This window comes from Paenibacillus sp. GYB006, assembly GCF_036577645.1.
Taxonomy (GTDB): Bacteria; Bacillota; Bacilli; order Paenibacillales; family Paenibacillaceae; genus Paenibacillus.
The window spans coordinates 147,359-169,261 of record NZ_JARBDA010000006.1; the positions used below are offsets into that span (position 1 = coordinate 147,359).

A 21,903-nucleotide genomic window follows, 5' to 3' on the forward strand; every position below is an offset into this window, starting at 1 on the left:
GTACCAAATGCGATCTTTTTTCGCGCCATAAAAAAACAAAAAATAAAGCCCCTAAGCTTATAATTAGCCAGGAGCTTTCCCTTTATTTTCGGTTCATGAGTCCATAGGTCAACCTATCTGCAAATCTGGGAAACAACTGATAAATCCGCATGCCAAAAGCCGCTGATCGGGGGAGATTTACCTCTTCCTTGCGGCGGATGATCGCCTGTACAATCTTATCAGCAACGTATTCGGGTTTCATGATGAAGCCGCCTAGATTTTTCATATAACCGCCGTCCGGATCTGCCTGTTCAAAAAAAGGGGTGTCAATGGGGCCCGGGTTAATCGTTGTTACGTGAATGCCCGATTTTCTATATTCCTGTCTCAGTGCATTGCTAAAGCCGAGAACCGCATGTTTCGTCGCTGTGTAGGAAACCGATTTTGCCGTTCCAATCTTTCCTGCCATAGAGGCAACATTTACGATTTGACCCTGCCCTGCTTCCAGCATATAAGGCAATACGACTTTCGTTACCCGTACTGTTCCCATATAATTCACGTCCATCATATCTTCAAATGAAGAAACAGGCATATTAACGAACGATTCAAATTGTCCATAGCCCGCATTATTAAGTACGATATCAATTTTCCCGTACTTTTCTATAATTTTCTCTACGCAAGACTGTACTTCCCTTGCATCTGTTACGTCCATCTTCAGCCATTCATGAGTACCACCTATGGACTGACTGATATCAGTTAGCTTTTTCTCTGATCTTGCCGTCAAGATCGGAATCGCACCCTCCGCACTCAGCTTCTGTGCACATAAAGCGCCAATACCGCTTGATGCTCCTGTAATCAGTACCACTTTGCCTTGTAACCTCATCGCCATTTATCCTCCAGCCTGCAGTTCGCTTATTCTTATTATGATAATGCACCCGTATGTAAAAAACAAAACTAGAATAGCGAGCTGCTGCTTAGAGAACGGTTTAAGAGATCATAACTTGAATATCCAGCTCTCCAATGCCGTCCATTGAGATCGGAATACAAAGTGCCTGACTGACGAGGTCCATGCCGGGATGAGAGGATTTCACTACCTGCGGCGGAGTAATATCAACAGAGTATCCCTGGTTATATAGGATCGTACTTGCATTCCCGCTAATCATATTACCGAGTTCTGAAATTGCGCTCTGCCCCATCTCATCCATCTCAGCAATGATAAATCCGCCCATCATAGCGGATACGATACGTAGTGCCACCTGTTCCTCAATTCCAAAAACAACGTTGCCGTTCAGTTGTCCTGTCATTCCGATCATGATCCATATATGGTCCTCTAAGTACTCCACATTTTTGATACCCAGTTGACCGGTGGAAGGTGATTTTTGAATCAATTGTTCAAATACGAGCCGTGCGGACTCCAAAAACGGATTAATCACTTCGGCTTTCAACAATTTTGCCCCCTTACTGAGTTAATGGTCACGACCCAAAAGTCCCATTATAATTAACATTATTATACTTTAAGCCACATTTCAATTCATCACGAATTAAATCTAAAGGCCCATAATAACTGTTATCGACAGATCAGAAGGGATTGTTTATACATGAATAAGAAAGTCGTATCCATCGAAAGCAAACAATTAGGTAAGTCCAACGATTCACCAGCTCATTTTCCTAGTTCAAAAGACCTCCATTCCTGTTCTTACCACGTGAAACCACTAGGTGTATAACGGTCCGGTGGTACAGAGGGATCATCATCCTCTGCTGCTTCTCTTTCCCCTTTTGATAAATCGACCTTCGTTAAGAACCACATCCCTGCTAAGAAAAAGAACATAACGGACAAGATCGCAAGCCGGCTTGTGCCTGTTAAGGCTGCGGTAAGGCCAAATACGGCTGGGCCGAGCGCGGCAGATACTTTTCCGGACAGACTCATAAAGCCAAAAAATTCAGTAGCTTTGCTTGCAGGGACAAGCTGACTATAAATAGACCTTGCGAGGGACTGGCTTCCTCCTTGCACCATACCGACCATCGCCGCGAGAATATAGAAGTGAAGCGGACTGTTCATAAAATAACCAACAATAACAATCAACACATAAAACCCAAGGGATAAATAAAGTGCATTTTTAGCACCGATTTTCACCGGCAGTTTCTCAAATAGAAAAGTAAATGGTACACCCACAAACTGAGTAATCAATAACGCCGCGATCAGATGCGTAGCCCCAATGCCAATCTCGGCACCATAAATGGCAGCCATACTAATGATCGTGCTGATTCCATCATTAAAAAGCCAAAAAGCTACTAAATATTTGAATAGTTCGGGATATTTTTTGATATGTAACAAGGTACGAAGAACACTTTTTACACTTTGTTTTACGGTGCGGAATACCCCCGTCTGGGGAGATGATTGGGAAGGATCTGTATGTTTATGTTTAGGCTCAATCAGCGGTACGTTGCGAAAAAGCGGGATCGAAAACAGCAGCCACCATAAACCGGCGGTCATAAAGACGATTTGCATCGCCTGAATTTGAGAAGTAAATCCAAAGCTCGCCCATCCTTGAATGAGCACAATGTGCACAAGAAGTAAGAGGCCGCCTCCAAGATAACCGTACGTATAACCGCGTGCAGACAAAGCATGACGCTGATCTGGCGGCGCGATATCACGTAACATAGCGTCATAGAATGTATTTCCGCCGGAGAAACCAAGCGTTGCAATAATAAACAGGACAGAGACAGCTACATAATCTCCTCTTCCTGTAAAGCCAATAAGTGCACTTGCAACAGCCCCTACAATAGCAGCGACCAGAAGAAAAAGTCCTTTCCTTCCCCCTTGATCAGCCGCCGCACCAAGCAGAGGAGCCAGCACAGCAACAAGAATCATCGCTATGGTTTGAGAGAAAGCCCAGTAACTCGTAGCTACCGCCCCATCAAGATCAGCTGCAGCCACTGTTTGATAGAACACAGGAAGCACAGCTGCGATCATTGTCGTTGCAAACGCAGAATTAGCCCAATCATACATCGCCCAGGCTCTTGCCCTTTTTTGGTTCACCTAAACCCCTCCATCTTTATACTAATCTTTGATATAGGCCACTTTACAGGAGATGTATGAAATATATTCAAGCTTTCTATTAAAAATGAAAACATGACAGCGTTGCCCTCCACCTTTCATTCCCCTATAATTTATAAAAGAACGATATCTTATGCACTCTTCAACGTCAGGAGGCACGTTATGAACATCAGTCAACTGGAGACACTGATCACCATTTCTAAAACGATGAGCTTCCGCAAAGCCGGAGAGCTACTCAATCTAACGCAACCTGCTGTGTCGGCTCAAATAAAAAGTCTGGAAGACGAGTTTCGTACGGTGCTGGTTGATCGTACGCAGCCCGTAACATTAACCGATCGCGGCATGGTATTTCTAAATCATGCGGAACGGATTCTTGATATTGTGGATGAACTCAAACTTAAGCTCTCCGACCTCGATCAAAATCCGCAAGGACATATTGTGCTTGGAACAACGACTTCGATCGCAATTCAGATTCTACCGCGAATTCTGTCCTATTTTCAGGATCAATTTCCTTTAATTAAAACCAGTATTCAGTCCATGCCCTCCTCCCAAATTTATCAGCAAGTAGAAAATAGCATGATCGATGTGGGAATCGGTTATCTTATTGAACGTAACCCGAATTTAAATACGTCTGTACTTTACTATGATACGTTTGAGCTTGTGGTCTCGCCGCATCATCCATTAGCACAGAAAAAACATGCAACCATTGATGTATTAGGCACAACCCCCTTAATTATGCTTTCTCCTGATACCGTAGGAAGAAAGTTTGTTGATGACATTCTGCAGAAGCATCAGATTGAACCCAATGTCGTTATGGAATTATCCAGCAGTGAAGAGATCAAAAGGATGGTGGAGCTTAACCTGGGTGCGGCAGTCATCTCCAAACAGTCAACAGCAAGTGAACTCCGCTCAGGCTCCCTAGTTATGATCCCACTTAGCGAGCTTGGTGTCGCTCATCCCGTTGGCGTCATCTACAAATCCACCCGATATTTAAACTCCGCGATGCAGCAGTTTTTAAGTGACCTGAAAGGCATGCCAGAAACTCAGTTTGTCAGTTCCGAATAGAATAGGAGGACTCTACCCTTGAAATTTGATCTGCACACGCACCACGTTCGCTGTGGTCATGCAAACGGAACCATAAGGGATTACGTTGAAGCAGGAATATCTGCAGGCCTTCAAGTGATCGGCATTTCTGATCATACCCCTTACTTTGGAAGGGAAGAAGAACAGGCTTTTCCCAAAATTGCGATGGCAAAAAGCGAACTTGTAAACTATGTAGAAGAAGTACTCTCTCTCAAGAAAGAATATGCAGGAAAAATTGATGTTCTGCTTGGCATTGAGTCAGACTTTTTTCCGGAGTTTGCCGAAGTGTATCGCGAGACGCTAAACAAGTATCCGTTCGACTATATTATTGGTTCCGTACATAGTACGGGAGGAGTTAGTATTTTTAACAAAAATCGTTGGAAGAATCACGATGAAAAGGCGAGAATCAAAGTCAAAGAAACGTATTATGATTTGATTCGACAATCTGCCAAAAGCGGGATGTTCCAAATCCTTGGACATATTGATGCAATGAAAGGGAATTACCCTGACTTTTCTAAAATACCGGCGGAAAAAGCAATTGATGATACGCTTCAGACGATTGCGGAAGAACGGATTGCTATTGAGATTAATACATCCGGCAAAACCAAACTTAGCGGCGGCTGGTACCCTTCTGATGAGATTCTGGAACGGGCTCATCACTACGGTGTGTATGTTACATTTGGTTCTGATGCGCATAAACCAGAGCGTGTCGGTGATGAATGGGAAGAGGTTCGCAGCAAGCTGAAAGAAATCGGATTTGAAAGTTGGGTCTATTTCAAACAAAAAGAAATGCAAGTTGTTCCGCTCTAGCTTGACTCCAGATAAAAAAAGGGACCCGGTGAGCTCGCTCACGGGTCCTAACTGCATTTTATATTATCAAAAAGGGGGTCATGAGATCAGTTTACCCTGTCTCTGTTAGAGTTTAGTGTCAGCAATATTTCATTTGTGTAACAAGATATGTTAATGCGATATCATGGGGTGTTATTCGTTGTTTTTAGCCGCTTCAAACGCTTGTCCGAAACCGATCGATTCACAATGATTATACCGCTGACCACGAGCGATAGAGATACCGCAATCCAGCCTGACAGCTGTTCCCCGAGGATCAGAGAAGATAAAATCACTCCGAATACGGGAATGAGAAATAAGTACATCGAGACCCGGCCTACTTCATTATATTTCATAATGGTATTCCATAATCCAAAACCAGCAGCTGACAACAAGGCAAGATAAAATAAATATAAGAATGTTGTTCCGTCCATTGGAAATGGGGCAAGTCCAGTAACAGGGACACTAACGGCAAGCAGCATCACTCCGCCGAGCATCATCTGTCTTCCCGTCAAAGATAAGACGGGTTCATTTTTACTTTCCTGCCTAGCGAGTACGTTCCCTACTCCGCCAAACATCGCAGAACCGAGCAGCAATAATTCTCCCCATCCAAAAGATATCTCCATATTCCCATTTCCGATCCCGGCAGCCGCAATACCTGCAAACCCAAGGAACAAACCTGATATTTTCATCAAAGTAAGTCGCTCTGATGAGTCAAACATCCGAACCGATAACATTTGAAATAGGGAAGTGGAGCCGACGATAATAGACCCTTGTATTCCTGTACTGTAACTAAGTCCTACATAGAGCAGCAGATACTGAAGAAATGTCTGAATGAGTGCGAGCCGGCCAAGCCGTCTCTTTCTTATTCTTTGACCCGCTCCGCTCTTCTTTCTCTGGAACAGATAGTGAAATAGGATTAGCAGTAATCCTGCCAGTGTAAAACGGTATCCTGCAAACAACCACTGCTCGCTAACATGAGCCGCCTCGATATCAAGCGCTGCATAACCTTTTTTAATGACAGGCATCGCGCTGCCCCACAGTAACGTGGCCACTGCTGAACTTACGACAATGCCTGCCGGATGTCTAAACCAATTTTCCGCTTTCATGATAACCTCTTCTATTATGTCTGTATTGTTCCCTGTCGATCTCATAGACAAGAATGTCTTGCTTCTGCATTTGAAGCAGGGAAAAGTGCTGTTGTGTCTTTTTATGGGTAAAACCGCTTCTCATCAGCAGTTTCTTGGAACGATCATTCTGCTCATGAATTCTTGCTTCCAGCTGAGTAAAATCAAACTCCTCAAAACCAAACCGGATCAGCCGCTCTAATGCTTCTGCCGCATATCCTTGACCCCAATACGCTCGATTAAACATATAGCCAATCTGTGCTTGCTTTTGCGACTCTTTCCACTGCTGAAAGGAGATAACCCCGATTAGATGCCCTGATTCCTGCAAACAAATTCCGTAGTGTATGGATTCCAGTTTTGCTCCAGATAACCGAATTTCTTTCATAATGCGCCTTGCACGGATCTTGGTCGGCAAGTTTACACGATTTAAATATTGAATCACTTCACTATCGTTTAAAAATTGAAAGATTACCTCGTCATCTTCAGGCGCCAAAGCTCTCATACGCAAGCGCTCTGAAGTCAGTACCGGCAAACCCTGTCTCAGCGCAAGTTTTGTAAACATGAAAGTGAGTGTACTCCTTCTTCGAAAAAAGTTACTTGCCTTGTAATCCGCGATAAACTCCAGTTCGAATCTCATTGATGTATAGATCAATATTAGGTGCATCCGATTGTAGTGCTTTCGATACTTCAGCTTCAATATCATAAGGTACACGAACAAACTGCACATTAAAAGGCAGAGGCTCGCTTGGAGCATTGGTTTCAAGTTCAGCTTGTTCTTCGCTAGTTCCCTCCATAATACAGTAGGAAGCCTGCGGCAAATCAAGGGGATTGCCGACACTGCCTACATTGAATAACAATTTACCGTTCAAATACTGTAAGTAGGCATTGTGGACATCACCATAAGCAACGACATCCGGCTCTCCAGCATCCATTTCCTGTGAGGCAGTCTCTGAAATAGCCCCAAACATCCCCATTCTTTCTTCGAGTGTATCCCATGGCTGTACTCGGTGATATACACTCGTAGACGAAGCATGAACGAGCCGAATCAGTCTGCCGCTTAGCCGAAAGTGATAACTGAAAGGAAGTGCTGCCAAGTAGGATAACCGCTCCTCCCCGAGACTCTCCGCATGCCACTCAAAATGTGGACCTGGCTGTCTCTTTGCAACAAGTTCATCCCAATTACCACGCACAACAACTTCACAATTCTGACGAACAGAATCCACAGCAGAGATCGAGTCAGGACCTTTGCCAACCAGATCACCCAAACAAAAGATGCGGGTAATCCCTCTTTTACGAATATCTTCCAGAACGGCATTCCATGCCGTCATGTTGCCATGAATATCGGAAACAATAGCGATTCGCTGCATGTTATCCTTCCTTTCTGCCCTCTTTGCCGAGCTTTACTTCTACGATGCCATAAATGTTACACATGAAAAATGGTCAGCTCCGGTCTGCACAGAAACCGTATAGGCAGCTGAGTCATTCCGACTCCACGATTCACATAAACAGGCATGGATTTTCCTTTTTCACCTGTATAATACAGTCCTTGAATGTACTTTTGAGAACCCCTTGGAGTGGTAAGTGCCCCTATAAAAGGTGCTCTAACCTGACCTCCATGGCTATGTCCTGATAATTGCAGATCATAATCGTAATCCTTCGCGATATCTGCATAATCAGGCTCGTGCATGAGCAGGATAGCAAACGTTCCTTTTTCCAGCCCTTTGCGGGCCGCTTCAGGATCAGGTACTCCGTTTAGTGCATCATCTATTCCTACGATGGCTATTTGTTCTCCCTCGCGCTCCACAGTGATATGCTGATTCACAAGTAATGTGAACCCTGCTTCCCTGTACATTTGAGCGAGTCGTTCATATTCACGTCCCCGATAATCATGATTACCGAGTACGGCATACTTGCCTAGCGGGGCTTTCATTGATTGTAACAGTGGAATACATTCTACCATGGGCTCCGCTCTGCCTTCTAACATATCTCCAGTAAAACAGATTAGATCGGGAGTTTGTCTGGCTAGTGCTGAAGCAAGACGCTCCATATCCGATAGATCCATATGAAATCCCAGATGCATATCACTGAAATGAGCAATTTTCATACCGTGAAAAGCTTTGGGCAGCCGCGGTAATGTAAGCTCCACATGCTCTACTTCAAGTCGCCTTGGCTCCCATAACCACGCATATCCTCCTGTAAAAATGCCGGCACTTGCTGTAAGAGCAAGTTTACTTGCTTTTTTAAGAAAACGCCGACGGGAGGGATCATGCACTTTCTCTTTTCCTGGGAAAATCGCTGGGACCGTTTCGCGTCCATCTTGTGGTCGCACCGGTTTACGGTCATTCTGCTCTGAATGCACTCGTTTTTCCTTCATTGGAGGTCCCCTTTCTTCACCTAGCCCATCGCTTAGGTTTCCTTATCCATCTTTCTATTTGTACTCAACCATGTTTTTGCATAATCAACCAAGGCACGCTGCGGTGCCATAAAACATGGAGCCCAGCGAATCTGAACTTTATTATAAGGCGAAACTGCGGATTGCTCATAATCCGAACCCAGCTTTTGAAAATCATCAGAGTTAATGTTGTAGTCTCGGTATGTAATCCACTGCTTTACTCCATTCGATAGAACAGGTGCACGGTGCTGGACTTCTTCCTTACCTGCATAATAGGCTCGATATTCAGCTAGATGAAATGAAGTATTCCGCTCATGTCCGCAGCCAAGTAAGACAACGTGTGCATCCAGTTCATATAGACGTCCTAAGGGGGATTGTTCCCCGAGACTGTAATCATAACTGTGGTCTTCTAATATATAGGAAGCCATCGGTCCTGATGCAGCAAAAGACACATGCGGATGTCTGCTGCGGCGGGTATTTTTAGACTGCCGGAATGCATCTACAATGACGCCCATTCCTGCGGTTTCCGTGAGATCGGGTTCATAGGCTGGCATCTCATCCCGAATCAAATCCCACCATTTGGAATCAGCCGGTGGATTCATCCATGTAGAAGGATCTGTCAGATCCATCGATTGGGTAGGCATAACTATTGTTCCTTCCGGTCCAATCACATCTTGGAGCGCTAAAACAACCGCTGGAGGACCGCCTGGGACCCAACCTCCAAGACTCTTCATTGAAGAATGGACAAGAATCGTCATTCCGGGCCTCAGTCCAAGTTTCGTAAGTCCTTCCGCTATTTCAGAACGTGTGACGGGTCTTTCTATAATGGCGTCTGCCATAGAGATGCACTTCCCTTCTAGTGATTCAAATTATACCATAATCTAAATTTAAGTAAGGAACTTAAGTACTGCAGGATAACATGCTGTATCCCCTATATAGAAACTTATCTTTGTTATTCCAAACAAAAGAACCCCGTGCATAAAGAACGGGGTTCATGCTCTATCGTTACTACTCGTAAGTTACGCGCCAAGCCAACGTTTAAACATATGTTTTGTTGTGTCTTTGTTCATCTCCGCGATGGAAGTGGTGAGCGGAATTCCTTTTGGACAAGCGCGTACGCAGTTCTGAGAGTTACCACAGCCTTCGATACCACCGTCGTCCATGAGTGCATCCAGTCGTTCTTCCTTGTTCATCTCTCCTGTTGGGTGAGAATTAAACAGGCGAACCTGCGAAATGGCAGCAGGACCGATAAAGTCTGTTTTTTCATTTACGTTTGGACAAGCTTCAAGACATACACCGCATGTCATACACTTCGACAGCTCGTAAGCCCACTGACGTTTCTTCTCAGGCATCCGAGGACCTGGACCCAGGTCATAGGTGCCATCAATTGGAATCCATGCCTTAACGCGTTTGAGCGCTTTAAACATCCGGTCACGATCGATAACCAGGTCACGAACGACCGGGAAGGTCTTCATCGGCTCAAGTCTGATCGGTTGTTCGAGCTGATCCACCAGCGCCGCACAAGCTTGGCGGGGTTTCCCGTTAATGACCATAGAACAAGCGCCACACACTTCTTCCAGACAGTTGGAATCCCAGCAGACAGGGGCAATTTGTTTGCCCTCTGTGTTCACTGGGTTCCGCTGAATTTCCATCAAAGCACTAATTACGTTCATCCCCGGGCGGTACGGAAGCTCGAATTCTTCATTATACGAAGCGGAATCCGGCTTATCTTGACGGGTAATAATAAACTTCACAGTTTTAGATGATTGTTTTGTCACCGTAGTTTCTGCCATGATGTTTCCCTCCTCACTTATTACTGCAAGATTGCTGCTGATATCCTGACTTAGTCTTTAGAGTAGTCGCGAATACGCGGCGGAATGAGCGATACGTCAACATCCTCATAAGAAATCTTAGGTCCTTCTTTACTCCATGTAGCGATACTTGTTTTTAAGAAGTTTTCATCATCACGTTCTGGGAATTCCGGTTTGTAGTGCGCCCCGCGGCTTTCGTTACGCAATAAAGCACCCAGTGTCATCGCTTCAGACAGCTCAAGCATGTTCCAAAGTTGTCTTGTAAACGAAGCACCCGCATTGTTCCAGCTCGATGTATCGTTAACATTGATGTTCTTATAACGTTCTTTCAGTTCTTTAATCTTACCGATCGTTTGCTCAAGCTTGTTGTTGTGACGAACAACCGTCATGTTGTCTGTCATCCACTCGCCCAGCTCTTTATGAATAACATAGGCATTCTCGCTGCCTTGCATTTTAGTAATTTGATCATATTTCTCTGATTGTTGTTTTCTATATCCATCAAAAACAGAAGAAGAAACATCTTGTGTCGATTTCTTCATTCCTTTGATGTATTCCACTGCTTTCGGTCCTGCAACCATGCCGCCGTAGATCGCTGATACCAAAGAGTTTGCACCCAGTCGGTTTGCACCATGATATTGATATTCGCATTCACCGGCTGCAAACAAACCAGGGATATTTGTCATTTGGTTATAATCCACCCACATGCCGCCCATAGAATAATGGACTGCAGGGAAAATTTTCATTGGAATTTTACGCGGGTCATCACCCATGAATTTTTCGTAAATTTCAATAATTCCGCCGAGTTTTACATCCAGTTCCTTCGGATCTTTGTGAGACAGGTCAAGATAAACCATGTTCTCGCCATTGATTCCAAGCTTCTGACTAACGCACACATCAAAAATCTCACGAGTCGCAATATCCCGCGGTACAAGGTTACCGTAAGAAGGATATTTCTCTTCAAGGAAATACCATGGCTTGCCGCCTTTATAAGTCCAGATTCGGCCGCCTTCACCACGCGCAGACTCAGACATCAGTCTTAGTTTGTCATCCCCAGGAATCGCAGTCGGGTGAATTTGAATGAATTCACCATTCGCATAATTTACACCTTGTTGATACACAGCACTTGCAGCTGTTCCTGTGTTAATTACGGAGTTTGTTGTTTTACCGAAAATAATACCAGGGCCGCCTGTTGCAAGAATGGTTGCATCTGCTGCAAAAGTAACAACTTCCATGTTACGCAGATCCTGAGCCACGATTCCGCGGCATACGCCTTCATCGTCTACAACCGCTTGCAGGAACTCCCAATGTTCATGTTTGGTTACGAGTCCTGCTGTCTCCCAGCGGCGTACTTGCTCATCCAGTGCATATAGGAGCTGTTGTCCTGTCGTTGCACCTGCGAACGCAGTACGGTGATGCTTCGTTCCACCAAAACGGCGGAAATCAAGAAGTCCTTCCGGCGTACGGTTAAACATAACGCCCATCCGGTCCATCAAGTGGATAATACCCGGCGCAGCTTCACACATCGCTTTAACGGGTGGCTGGTTTGCCAGGAAGTCTCCGCCGTATACGGTGTCATCAAAATGTACCCAAGGTGAATCCCCTTCCCCTTTGGTATTAACGGCTCCGTTGATACCGCCCTGTGCACACACGGAGTGAGATCTTTTTACAGGTACGATCGAAAATAAATGTACATGGACGCCGGCTTCAGCTGCCTTAATGGTAGCCATTAAACCTGCCAGACCACCGCCCACTACGATAACGTTAGTTGTAGCCAATTCAGTTCACTCTCCCTTAAACCTCAGACTGTCTTCAATATTTGAATAAAAGCGGACGCTTCATCGAACTCCACGCCGCGGAATGCGAATAATGATGCGATAAACATAACGGAAACGAGTGCAAACATGCTCATACAAATATAAGAAGATACGCGCTGCGAACGTGGTCCGCGTGTGATCCCCCAGCTTACCAAGAAAGACCAAATACCGTTTGCAAAATGGTATGATGCGGATACTACACTGATCAAATAGATAACAAAGAAGATTGGATTCATCACGATATCGTGCATCACACTGCCCAGCTGCTCATGTGTTACATTCCCAAGAGCTACCTGAACTCGTGTCTCGTATAGATGCCAGATTACAAATACAAACGTAATGACACCGGAAATCCGCTGCAGAGTGTATCTCCAGTTACGTTCGTTACCAAAGCGTCCCACATTCGGTTTCGCCTGATAAGCAATATACAACCCGTAAACACCATGGAACAGAAGCGGCAGCCAAATTAAGAACATCTCCAGGACAATTACGAGCGGAAGACTGTTCAGAAAAGCAACCGAATCCTTAAACGCTTGCGGGCCGCCCTCAACGGCTGAAAAATTCGTGATTAAGTGCTCGAGGAAAAACAAGCTCAGCGGGATGACACCAAGAAGCGAGTGGAGCTTTCTCGAATAAAACCCTTTCATAAATTGACGTTCCCCTTTCCCATGTACAGCGTTTTCATATTTTGAATTGAAAGATCACCGCATTACCCTTTGCGTACAAAGGGATCGACAAATTGCTCCATATTCCTACTTGTGAACAACTTGTGTCTTGTTTTATGTTACCTCTTTTTCTCTTATAATGGAATTGCAATATAATTATTACATGTTATAACTAAAAGGTATAAGCATACATTCCTGATCCAAAGGATCCATTGGAGGTGCACGTATATGTTTGAAGAAATGCAAGCCTTTGCTACCGTTGTAGAACAATCCAGTCTAAATCAGGCATCCAAATTACTAAATCTATCCCAGCCGGCCTTATCACGCAAAATAGCCAAGCTCGAAGGTGAGCTTGGCGTGACACTCTTTAATCGGAAAGGAAAAAGGCTTGAACTGACAACTATCGGTCGTCTTACTTATGATTTTGCACTGGAGCAGCGTCAGCATCAATTAAAATTTCTGCAGTCCTTGGCTCAGTTTAAGGATGACACCGATAGTATCATCACACTAGGAGCGAGTCTTACAACGCTTCAAACCACGCTGCCTCCCCTGATCTCGGCTTTTATGGATAACCATCCCCATGCAGAGATTAAGCTCGTCACAGGGAAAACACATGAGATTGTATCGGCAGTAAGAGATCGGCGAGCGGATGTAGGCATCGTTGCTTCATCCATCAGTGAGCCAGGTCTAAATTGTTGTCCTTTATTTGAGGATCATCTTGAACTTGTAGTCCCCAGCACTCATCCGCTGAGCGGAAAAGAATCGTTCATGGAAGATTTACAGAAACTGCCGATGATTACTTTTTCCAAGGGGACATGGTACCGTAAATTAACCGATGATCTGTTTCACCGAACAGGGATTATGCCTGACATTCGTATGGAGATTGATTCCTTTGAGGCTATTATCCGTCTGCTTCCTACTTGTAAAGCAGCTGCTCTACTCCCTAAATCCTATGTAAGACCGCAGCTGCTGTTAGACAATGATCTTGTCACCGTTCAGATCGCCGAGCTGAAGCAGACGCTGCGTACGACCTGTATGATTTACGGAAAAAAAGAAGAGCTCAGCGCAACCGCCAAGCAGTGGATTCAGGAAACGACTGAATTTTTTGCATGCCCGCCGCTCACGATGATGCGTCTTCCTTTTACTCGTTAATTACTTCTTCTTCGAAACGATCAATATTGGAATGGGTACCGATAATGACCATAATATCTCCGCTGTTAATGGCATCAAGTGCAGTAGGGGCGATAATTACGCCATCTTTCTTTTGCAGAGCGACCACACTGCAATTGAAACGTGCTCTTGTATTTACCTCACTTAGAGTTTTACCGTTCAAATGCTCTGGAGCTGTAATTTCAACGATCGTGTAGTTATCCGACAGATCAATATAATCGAGCAGATTGGGAGTAACAAGCTGATGAGCGACCCGCTTACCCATATCCCTTTCAGGATAAACTACACGATCGACTCCGAGCTTCTCCAGCGCCCTGCCGTGCAGTAAGGAAATTGCTTTAGCAATGACTTTTTTTACACCGAGTTCTTTTAACAAAATCGCACTTAAAATACTCATCTGCACATCATCGCCAATAGCGACAATTCCGCAGTCAAAGTTTCGGACACCAAGCGAGCGCAGCATGTCCTCGTCTGAAGCATCCGCTACAACGGTATGAGTCAGCACATCACTCATGTCATTTACGATCTCTTCATTGCGGTCTATACCGAGTACTTCATATCCTTTTTCAACGAGTTCCATTGCAAGGCTCGATCCAAAACGACCAAGCCCCACCACTACGAATTGTTGTTTCTTCATCTTTATATTAATAACTCCCTTACCCTATAATGATCTTGCCTTCAGGGTGCCTGTATAGTTCTTTATTTTTTTTGCTAAGCGCGTAACCTAGTGTAATCGGACCAAGACGACCGACAAACATCGTTAAACTGATCAATAATTTCCCAATCGTTGAGAGATCTGGTGTAAGTCCCATGGAGAGACCGACCGTCCCAAAGGCAGAAGTGGTTTCAAATAAGATTGCTAAAAACTGACTGTCTTCCGTTGTCGATAGAATCATCGTTACTCCGATAACCACCACCAAAGATAACATCGTAATCGTCAATGCTTTAAATATTCGTTCTTGCGGAATTCGATAACGGAACATCACCACATCATCTTGTCCTTTAACCATGGAGATAACTGCCCCTATAAGAATCGCAAATGTTGTAGTCTTGATCCCTCCGCCTGTTGAGCCCGGGGAAGCACCAATAAACATCAATATAATTATGAAAAACTGAGTTGCTTGCCGGAGTCCGGCAATATCGACCGTATTCATGCCCGTTGTCCGAGTGGTTACTGACTGAAAGAATGAAGCGAGTATTTTGCCCCCCGCATCCATTTGTCCCAGTGTCCTAGGATTGGTAACCTCCAGAATAAAAAATACGACAGCTCCGAAAATAATGAGAAACGAAGTCACAGAAATGACTACTTTAGAATGTAAAGATAATTTTCTAATCTGACGTATTCCGACTAAATCAGACAAAACCACAAATCCAAGACCGCCAAGAATGATGATAGCCATACTAACGATATTGATGACCGGATCATTTACGTACAGGGTTAAACTGCGGAAATCGCCAAACAAATCAAACCCAGCATTATTAAACAAAGAGATCGAATGAAACACACCAAAATAGAGGGCTTTGCCAAACGGCATATCAAAAGACCAGCGTATTGTTAAGATGAGTGCTCCAATCAACTCTATAGAAATAGAGTAAAATAATACTTTCCTTACCAGTTTTACAATGCCTTCTATCGAATTTTGATTTAAAGCTTGCTGTAAAATAAGCCGTTCACGCAGGGATATCTTCCGCCGAAAGACAATCGCGATCAGAGTCGTCATTGTCATAAATCCCAGACCGCCAAGCTGAATGAGTACAGCAATCACCACTTGGCCAAATACAGAAAAATAATGTCCCGTATCCATTACGACAAGTCCAGTTACACATGTTGCCGATGTTGCCGTAAAAAAAGCATCTATAAATGCGATCCTTTCCCCTGTCGTATTAGCAATCGGAAGCATCAGCAGCAAAGTACCAACCATAATAATTGCTGCAAAGCCGAGCACTAATATTTGAGGCGGGTTTAATTTAAAGATACGGGCAGTCATGTTAAACACATGTTCACCTCATTCATTAGCTTCAATTAAAAAGAGAACCTTTTCCGAGCAATTTGTATAGCTCTAGGTAATGGTTCCCCCTGTTTTTTCTTTTTAGGATTTATTCTGCCCATGACCATAAGAAGTTCATCCCCGATTATAAGTCTTTCCCAATCATGAACACAAAATGAAAGAACCGATAATTTAAAAGAAATTCATTCAAATTAGCATAAATTCATCCATAAAGATTAGATTATAAGACATTATTGTATATTTACAAGCTTATAAAGGCTTTATCATAGATTTGCTCGATCCACTCGCTTTCACTAAGTGGCTATGCTATCTTTACAGTAAACTTATTATGGCGATTTACCTGCAAATTACAAGGAGGAATAACATGAATCGAACAGGGCAACCCCTTGTGCTTACCCCCAATTTTAAGCGGCTTTGCGTGCTGGGAGCTATCGGCCTTATTTTGTTTGTTGTCTTTCAGATTTTACCAGGAACTGCGATGCAGTCCACTGAACAGCAGACACAGAAGGTGATTACAAAACAAGAAGCCTTTGAGGCAGCTCTGCCTTATGCACAGCAGCAAGTAGGAATTATAGCAGCCAATGTCTCATATGAAGATGTACTTGTCACCTATAAGTCTCACTCCGATCTCTACGGCTATCTGGTAGATAATAAGTTGCTTGTTTCTTATAACGAACAGTTTAAACAGCAATATCCTTATGATCTATACAGTGTAAGGATACCGGATTCAGAAGGCGGGCAGGTGACTGTCGATGTACATATGAATACGGGGATACCCGTTAGCTATACTCATGAGTCCCCTTCTTCTTCTTATGTGGACCCCGAAGTGCTTCCCGCATCTCAAGTAGAAGAAGCGCTGCTAATCAACCGAATGGCAGAAGGAGGGATTACCTTATCAGAAAAGCAGCAACTAGCTGCTCCCATCTTAGCCGCTGCAGGTTATACACCCAGTAAGCTGAACCTTAAAAATACGGATGAATCGGATACAGGCCTTATCTATACGGATCCTTCCATGAAAATTGGCGACTCTGTTCTTGAACTTCGATTCACCTTTGAGAATGGAGAAATACGTTCATATGAGCCTCAGTTCTCTGTTCCGGCAGCTCATACAGCCTATGTAGAAAAACAAACGTCTCAAGCCACCATAATGACGCTTGTCGGTTACGGTTTATTCACCTTACTGCTTGGTGTTCTAGCCATTGTCTACAGTGTCCGTACCCGAGCATACACCTCTTTTAAACGAGGAATCTGGCTATCCATTTTGTACTTCCTGTTTACCATGATCGGTACCTTTAACCTGCTTCCCACGTTTCAGGCAGAAGGCTATTCAACGGCGATGCTTATCATACTGCTTAGTATACAAGCATTGTTTACACTGGCGATGACTTGTCTCGTGTACTTCTCCCTTGTGGCTGGTAATGGACTCTGGCGTAAAGAAGGAATGAATCTATGGCCGCAGGCCAATGAAGAAGGGTATGGACGTTATGTACTAAACAGTATGTTTTCCGGTTACCTCTGGGCATTCGCTTTGTTAGGGCTCCAATCCATCATTTTTATCTTTTTGGAAAAGGGTCTTGGTTCCTGGTCAACAACTGATGCAAGCCAGTCACCGTATAACATGCTCTATCCATGGCTTATGCCTCTACTTGCTTGGATGGCTGGCATTGGAGAAGAAGCTGTATATCGTCTGTTCGGTATCCGTATGTTCAAAAAAATGGTGCGCAGCACCATTCTCGCAAGTCTGATCACTTCTGTGATCTGGGCAATGGGACATACGCTGTACCCGATCTATCCTGTCATTACAAGACCGATTGAACTTACCATTATCGGACTCGTGTTCAGCTTTATTATGATACGATACGGATTTATTACTTCCATGTTTAGTCACGTTATATTTAACAGCATTCTCATGGGAGTAAGCTTGATCATGATGATGGATACAGTAAATGTGTTCGCGGGTGTTTTCTGGATCATTCTTCCCGCTATTGTGGGTTACATTATATACCGATTTAATCCCGCACCTAAAAAAAAGAAGCCGTTATTCACGGCTCCTCATCTTGAAGAGAATCAATAATTTGTTTGGCTAGTTTATCGCCAATGGAAAGAGGCCGGAAGTCTTCAATGCTGGCCTCTTTAATTTTGCGTAAAGAACCAAAATGTTTGAGTAACATCTTGCGTCTCTTCTCCCCGATTCCTGGAATGGAATCCAGCTTAGAGACAACCATGGATTTACCCCGCTGCTCACGGTGGAACGTAATGGCATAGCGGTGAACCTCTTCCTGGATCCGGTGAAGAAGATAAAATTCCTGACTGTCGCGTGCAAGCTGCACCGTTTCGTAGGTATCGCCTTTCATTAGCTGCGCAGTCTTATGTTTCGCATCCTTTACAAGTCCGCAAACCGGAATAAATAACCCTAACTCATCATGCAAAATCTCCTGAGCTGCTGATATTTGACCTTTCCCGCCATCGACGATAATTAGATCAGGTCGCTTCAAGTCTTCCTTCAGCACCCTTTCGTATCGGCGCCGTATCACTTCACGCATCGTCTCATAATCATCAGGTCCTTGTACTGTCCGAATCTTATATTTCCGATATTCTTTCTTCTCTGGTTTTCCGTCAATGAATACCACCATACCAGATACGGGATTTGAACCTTGAATATTTGAGTTATCGAACGCTTCAATCCGGTTTAATGACGGTAATCCAAGGGCATCAGCCAAGCGTTCTGCTGCTTTGGAGGTCCGTTCTTCAGTCCGTTCAATTAAACGGAATTTCTCATCAAGAGAAACTTTCGCGTTTTGAATCGCCATGGTTACCATTTGACGCTTGAGTCCGCGTTTTGGCAGAAGCACTTTTATACCAAGCCAATCTTGCAAAAGTGCAGCCGCAGAAATCGGGTCATGCGTTCCAACGGATTCCGCATTTTCGGATCTCAATAACGCTTCGGCTTCATCTTTTTCTTGATCTTCCTTATGATCCATTTCCTCTGCTACAGGAAGGAGAATCTCTTTAGGTAATGCAGGATTGTCACTATAGTACTGCGTTACGAAGGATATAAAATCACCGTAAGCATCCCCATAGAACGGAAAAGTCGTCACATGTCGTTCAATCATTTTCCCTTGGCGGACATATAAAATTTGAACACACATCCACCCTTTATCCACAGCAAAACCAAATACGTCCCGGTCTTTATTATCTGCGGTCGTAATTTTCTGTTTCTCCATAAGCGCATCTATGCTCATGATCTGATCACGTAATTCTTTTGCCCGTTCAAAATAAAGATCTTCTGCGGCTTCATGCATTTTTTTCTCTAAATCTTTTTTTATTTCTTCATGACCACCGCTAAGAAAAGAGCCGATCTCCTGACTGATGCCCTCGTACGTTTCCTTCGGTATTTCTTTCACACATGGAGCCATACACTGACCCATATGGTAATAAAGACAAACGTCTTTAGGCATCACACCGCATTTACGAAGTGGATACATCCGGTCGAGCAGCTTTTTCGTCTGATGTGCGGCATAGGAGTTTGGATAGGGACCAAAATACTTTGCTTTATCCTTGAGAACTCTCCGCGTCACCTCTAACTTGGGATGGCGTTCATTCGTTATTTTTAGATAAGGAAATGTCTTGTCATCTTTTAAAAGCACATTATACTTCGGTTGATGTTTTTTTATGAGATTGAGCTCAAGTAACAATGCTTCTTTGTCACTGTTTGTGACAATATATTCGAAGTTGCGAATATCCGCAACGAGTCTTTGTGTTTTTCCATTATGACTGCCTGTAAAATAAGACCGTACCCGATTCTTCAAAACTTTGGCTTTACCTACATAAATAATCGTTCCTTGTGCATTCTTCATGAGATAGCAGCCGGGAAGATCCGGAAGTAAAGCGAGCTTATGCCTGATATTCTCAAGTGCTTTTTCTTGTTCTTCTATGCTCTCCAAATGCGAATCCATCGCGGTTTCCCCTCCTAACCATGAACTAAGCTTTATATAAAAAAGGATCTCATCCTAAATCATTTATCGAATACATGTTCTTATCTCATAGTATAACTTCTGTTTCTTCTATTCAAGTGGAAGCCTATGGATTACATAAAAAACGCCCCTGGCATAGATGCCAGAGGCGTTTCCCTAATCACAAGCGGTATTAGTGCTTGGAAATCAGGTTTTTCAGGTTTTCTTTGGAGTTCAGTCCAACAACTTTATCAACGGGCTGACCATCTTTGAACAGAATCAAAGTTGGAATACTCATTACGCCAAAACGGGAAGCAGATTCAGGGTTCTCATCTACGTTCACCTTAGCAATTTTAACGTCATCGCCAACGTCAGCAGCAAGCTCTTCCAAGATTGGAGCAAGCATTTTACAAGGACCGCACCAAGGCGCCCAGAAATCTACAAGAACCGTACCTGTACCTTCAACTTCAGTGTTAAAGGATTGATCGGATACATTTACAATAGCCATGAGAAAGTCCTCCTTCTATATCATGCACAAGTATTATTTAAACACCTTATCGTTATCATAAACGATTACTTTATTATAGCATATAACGATGTGTAATGCGAAACGTTTGATCATTTCCTAACCTTACAATTTCTTTACAAAATCTTCCTATAACCGTTATACTTGAATAAATTCGTACACGCTGTTATCTGAAAGATCTTCAGCGTATACAGTCTTATGAAGGAGGGTCCATCATGGAACCAAAAGTGCTTCGTCCTTATGATCCACGTTCCCACAAGAATGAAGAACCCCGTAATGATTTATTCGATCTTATGGGTGGATTTTTTGGCATGTTCCTGTTCATGACGGTCATCTTTTTTGGAATGGTCATTATTAAATTCCTGATCAGTTAGGCACCGAAGATCCAGGAGACACCAAAGTCTGATTCTTTCTCTATGAAGAGATAGGATCAGACTTTGTTTATTTTGCTGCTTAGAGCGATTTATTATTCAGTTTTTCAAAAAGAAAGTTCCACTGTCTTATCTAACTTTATCCTCGATGTTTTCCCCGCTGATTCTCTCCACGTACAGGAACAACTTCAACAAAAGGCCGGATACGGTCCATGAGTCTTTGCCCTTTGTGTCTCTCTTCCCCATCCTTGCTTGTAAAACTCAGATGTTGTTCCAAACTTTCCAAACTGTAATTGGAGGTATAGAACGTTGGTTTACGGTTCATTCGGTAGTTTAAAATGGAACCAAGAACATGATCGCGTACCCATGGACTTAAGTTCTCTGCCCCGATATCATCGAAAATGAGCAAATCACAATTTTTTAACATTTCCGTTGTTTCTTTTAGCTTCTGTCCTTCCTGAATCATGGATTTCAGATCTTCCACAAAATCAGGCATGTAGACGATCACACCCGTATAACCAAGAAGAGCAAGTTCATGAAGCAAATACCCCATTAAAAATGTCTTCCCTGTTCCAAAACTTCCTTCCAGGTAAAGCCCTTCTGGAGATAAACCATTTTGCTTCGTATCATTAATATAACGGAACACTTTATTCACAGCAGGAGCACGCTGGAGATCTTTACGTAAAATCTCTGCGACATTATATCCTTCACTTAAAGTACGCTCATCCACATAGAAACTGCGGATTCGCTCTTTCACCTGCTTGTCATGATCGCTTTTCAGCTGTAGAGAACAAGGTGTCTTCTTATCTATAATTTCAGGTTGTCCATTAAAATATTCAACCGAAAGTTTGGAATAATGACCCTGAAAATCATTGGGGCAATTCGCAAGTCCCGGACAATTAGCACAATGATTACGGTCTTTGGCGTATTGATAAAATTTACTTAATGAGAGCTTAAACTTCATATCATCCACTTCAGGATGTTCTTCCCTGAATTTTTGCACATAGGGATCTGCTTTAACCTGATCTTCAATGCGCTTTGATTGCTGACGAAAGGATGGATTCAACTGTTGCAAAATGGGGCCTAAAGATTCCATAGGTATAGTTTGCGCCCACCTTTCTTC

The 21,903-nt window shown here is 43.6% G+C and carries 21 protein-coding genes; 5 read left to right on the forward strand and 16 right to left on the reverse strand.

The features are described from left to right. Window positions 1-82 precede the first annotated feature (82 nt). From PV403_RS15645 to PV403_RS15655, 3 genes are all read right to left on the reverse strand, one after another. Complete coding sequence (locus PV403_RS15645; RefSeq protein ID WP_374705826.1) at window positions 83-859, reverse strand: SDR family NAD(P)-dependent oxidoreductase; 777 nt, start codon at window positions 857-859, stop codon at window positions 83-85. 103 nt (window positions 860-962) lie between these two features. Continuing rightward, window positions 963-1,421: a chemotaxis protein CheX gene (locus tag PV403_RS15650; protein ID WP_213534015.1), complete on the reverse strand. Its 459-nt coding sequence runs from the start codon at window positions 1,419-1,421 to the stop codon at window positions 963-965. A gap of 251 nt (window positions 1,422-1,672) precedes the next feature. Continuing rightward, the gene (locus PV403_RS15655; protein ID WP_213534017.1) at window positions 1,673-3,016 is read right to left on the reverse strand and encodes an MFS transporter; all 1,344 of its coding nucleotides are present in this window, start codon (window positions 3,014-3,016) and stop codon (window positions 1,673-1,675) included. Between the two features lie 180 nt (window positions 3,017-3,196). Here PV403_RS15655 and PV403_RS15660 point away from each other — a divergent pair, with 180 nt between their 5' ends. After that, a complete protein-coding gene (locus PV403_RS15660) occupies window positions 3,197-4,099 on the forward strand; it encodes a LysR family transcriptional regulator (protein ID WP_160034853.1) in 903 nt (300 codons plus the stop codon). A gap of 18 nt (window positions 4,100-4,117) precedes the next feature. After that, a complete protein-coding gene (locus PV403_RS15665; protein WP_213534018.1) occupies window positions 4,118-4,927 on the forward strand; it encodes a histidinol-phosphatase in 810 nt (269 codons plus the stop codon). A gap of 161 nt (window positions 4,928-5,088) precedes the next feature. Here PV403_RS15665 and PV403_RS15670 read toward each other — a convergent pair whose 3' ends face one another. The 8 genes from PV403_RS15670 to PV403_RS15705 form a co-directional block, all read right to left on the reverse strand. Next, a complete protein-coding gene (locus PV403_RS15670; protein WP_213534020.1) occupies window positions 5,089-6,051 on the reverse strand; it encodes a DMT family transporter in 963 nt (320 codons plus the stop codon). Continuing rightward, a complete protein-coding gene (locus PV403_RS15675; RefSeq protein ID WP_213534022.1) occupies window positions 6,029-6,631 on the reverse strand; it encodes a GNAT family N-acetyltransferase in 603 nt (200 codons plus the stop codon). Before PV403_RS15675 ends, PV403_RS15670 begins: the two co-directional genes overlap by 23 nt. Before the next feature lie 31 nt (window positions 6,632-6,662). Continuing rightward, complete coding sequence (locus PV403_RS15680) at window positions 6,663-7,436, reverse strand: metallophosphoesterase family protein (RefSeq protein ID WP_213534024.1); 774 nt, start codon at window positions 7,434-7,436, stop codon at window positions 6,663-6,665. Between the two features lie 56 nt (window positions 7,437-7,492). Beyond that, entirely contained in the window at window positions 7,493-8,443 is a 951-nt protein-coding gene (locus PV403_RS15685) for a metallophosphoesterase (RefSeq protein ID WP_213534026.1), read from the reverse strand. Between the two features lie 32 nt (window positions 8,444-8,475). Then, on the reverse strand, window positions 8,476-9,300 hold the full coding sequence (locus tag PV403_RS15690) for an aminoglycoside N(3)-acetyltransferase (RefSeq protein ID WP_332085229.1): 825 nt from the start codon (window positions 9,298-9,300) through the stop codon (window positions 8,476-8,478). 180 nt (window positions 9,301-9,480) lie between these two features. Beyond that, the gene (sdhB, locus tag PV403_RS15695) at window positions 9,481-10,254 is read right to left on the reverse strand and encodes a succinate dehydrogenase iron-sulfur subunit (protein WP_332085230.1); all 774 of its coding nucleotides are present in this window, start codon (window positions 10,252-10,254) and stop codon (window positions 9,481-9,483) included. Window positions 10,255-10,304: 50 nt separating this feature from the next. Then, a complete protein-coding gene (gene sdhA, locus PV403_RS15700; protein WP_332085231.1) occupies window positions 10,305-12,047 on the reverse strand; it encodes a succinate dehydrogenase flavoprotein subunit in 1,743 nt (580 codons plus the stop codon). Between the two features lie 23 nt (window positions 12,048-12,070). Continuing rightward, window positions 12,071-12,733 (reverse strand): succinate dehydrogenase cytochrome b558 subunit, encoded by a 663-nt coding sequence (locus PV403_RS15705; protein ID WP_213534034.1) that lies wholly within the window; start codon window positions 12,731-12,733, stop codon window positions 12,071-12,073. Between the two features lie 246 nt (window positions 12,734-12,979). On the opposite strand from PV403_RS15705, the gene PV403_RS15710 reads away from it, so the two are divergent. After that, window positions 12,980-13,903: a LysR family transcriptional regulator gene (locus PV403_RS15710; protein WP_213534036.1), complete on the forward strand. Its 924-nt coding sequence runs from the start codon at window positions 12,980-12,982 to the stop codon at window positions 13,901-13,903. Here the strand turns inward: PV403_RS15710 and PV403_RS15715 are convergent. Beyond that, on the reverse strand, window positions 13,893-14,558 hold the full coding sequence (locus PV403_RS15715) for a potassium channel family protein (protein ID WP_213534038.1): 666 nt from the start codon (window positions 14,556-14,558) through the stop codon (window positions 13,893-13,895). The genes PV403_RS15710 and PV403_RS15715 overlap by 11 nt on opposite strands. Before the next feature lie 19 nt (window positions 14,559-14,577). Continuing rightward, complete coding sequence (locus PV403_RS15720) at window positions 14,578-15,909, reverse strand: TrkH family potassium uptake protein (RefSeq protein WP_191802018.1); 1,332 nt, start codon at window positions 15,907-15,909, stop codon at window positions 14,578-14,580. Window positions 15,910-16,294: 385 nt separating this feature from the next. Here PV403_RS15720 and PV403_RS15725 point away from each other — a divergent pair, with 385 nt between their 5' ends. After that, window positions 16,295-18,004 (forward strand): CPBP family intramembrane glutamic endopeptidase, encoded by a 1,710-nt coding sequence (locus tag PV403_RS15725; protein WP_213534040.1) that lies wholly within the window; start codon window positions 16,295-16,297, stop codon window positions 18,002-18,004. Here the strand turns inward: PV403_RS15725 and uvrC are convergent. Both uvrC and trxA read right to left on the reverse strand, forming a co-directional pair. Beyond that, the gene (gene uvrC / locus PV403_RS15730; RefSeq protein WP_213534042.1) at window positions 17,973-19,886 is read right to left on the reverse strand and encodes an excinuclease ABC subunit UvrC; all 1,914 of its coding nucleotides are present in this window, start codon (window positions 19,884-19,886) and stop codon (window positions 17,973-17,975) included. The two genes, PV403_RS15725 and uvrC, sit on opposite strands and share 32 nt — an antisense overlap. 190 nt (window positions 19,887-20,076) lie before the next feature. Beyond that, window positions 20,077-20,391, reverse strand: a complete 315-nt coding sequence (gene trxA, locus PV403_RS15735) for a thioredoxin (protein ID WP_191802012.1) — start codon at window positions 20,389-20,391, stop codon at window positions 20,077-20,079. Window positions 20,392-20,624: 233 nt separating this feature from the next. On the opposite strand from trxA, the gene PV403_RS15740 reads away from it, so the two are divergent. Beyond that, the gene (locus PV403_RS15740; protein ID WP_191802010.1) at window positions 20,625-20,783 is read left to right on the forward strand and encodes a YqzM family protein; all 159 of its coding nucleotides are present in this window, start codon (window positions 20,625-20,627) and stop codon (window positions 20,781-20,783) included. Between the two features lie 136 nt (window positions 20,784-20,919). Here PV403_RS15740 and dnaI read toward each other — a convergent pair whose 3' ends face one another. Next, window positions 20,920-21,876, reverse strand: a complete 957-nt coding sequence (gene dnaI / locus PV403_RS15745; RefSeq protein ID WP_213534044.1) for a primosomal protein DnaI — start codon at window positions 21,874-21,876, stop codon at window positions 20,920-20,922. Between the last annotated feature and the right edge of the window lie 27 nt (window positions 21,877-21,903).

What these genes read in the sequence shown, in the direction of transcription:
- sdhB (WP_332085230.1), bottom strand. Translation starts at nt 10,254, where the DNA reads ATGGCAGAAACTACGGTGACAAAACAATCATCTAAAACTGTGAAGTTT.
- PV403_RS15660 (WP_160034853.1), top strand. Translation starts at nt 3,197, where the DNA reads ATGAACATCAGTCAACTGGAGACACTGATCACCATTTCTAAAACGATG.
- trxA (WP_191802012.1), bottom strand. Translation starts at nt 20,391, where the DNA reads ATGGCTATTGTAAATGTATCCGATCAATCCTTTAACACTGAAGTTGAA.
- PV403_RS15740 (WP_191802010.1), top strand. Translation starts at nt 20,625, where the DNA reads ATGGAACCAAAAGTGCTTCGTCCTTATGATCCACGTTCCCACAAGAAT.
- uvrC (WP_213534042.1), bottom strand. Translation starts at nt 19,886, where the DNA reads ATGGATTCGCATTTGGAGAGCATAGAAGAACAAGAAAAAGCACTTGAG.
- PV403_RS15710 (WP_213534036.1), top strand. Translation starts at nt 12,980, where the DNA reads ATGTTTGAAGAAATGCAAGCCTTTGCTACCGTTGTAGAACAATCCAGT.
- PV403_RS15715 (WP_213534038.1), bottom strand. Translation starts at nt 14,558, where the DNA reads ATGAAGAAACAACAATTCGTAGTGGTGGGGCTTGGTCGTTTTGGATCG.
- PV403_RS15720 (WP_191802018.1), bottom strand. Translation starts at nt 15,909, where the DNA reads ATGACTGCCCGTATCTTTAAATTAAACCCGCCTCAAATATTAGTGCTC.
- PV403_RS15680 (WP_213534024.1), bottom strand. Translation starts at nt 7,436, where the DNA reads ATGCAGCGAATCGCTATTGTTTCCGATATTCATGGCAACATGACGGCA.
- PV403_RS15705 (WP_213534034.1), bottom strand. Translation starts at nt 12,733, where the DNA reads ATGAAAGGGTTTTATTCGAGAAAGCTCCACTCGCTTCTTGGTGTCATC.
- dnaI (WP_213534044.1), bottom strand. Translation starts at nt 21,876, where the DNA reads ATGGAATCTTTAGGCCCCATTTTGCAACAGTTGAATCCATCCTTTCGT.
- PV403_RS15670 (WP_213534020.1), bottom strand. Translation starts at nt 6,051, where the DNA reads ATGAAAGCGGAAAATTGGTTTAGACATCCGGCAGGCATTGTCGTAAGT.
- PV403_RS15685 (WP_213534026.1), bottom strand. Translation starts at nt 8,443, where the DNA reads ATGAAGGAAAAACGAGTGCATTCAGAGCAGAATGACCGTAAACCGGTG.
- PV403_RS15725 (WP_213534040.1), top strand. Translation starts at nt 16,295, where the DNA reads ATGAATCGAACAGGGCAACCCCTTGTGCTTACCCCCAATTTTAAGCGG.
- PV403_RS15645 (WP_374705826.1), bottom strand. Translation starts at nt 859, where the DNA reads ATGAGGTTACAAGGCAAAGTGGTACTGATTACAGGAGCATCAAGCGGT.
- PV403_RS15690 (WP_332085229.1), bottom strand. Translation starts at nt 9,300, where the DNA reads ATGGCAGACGCCATTATAGAAAGACCCGTCACACGTTCTGAAATAGCG.
- PV403_RS15675 (WP_213534022.1), bottom strand. Translation starts at nt 6,631, where the DNA reads ATGTTTACAAAACTTGCGCTGAGACAGGGTTTGCCGGTACTGACTTCA.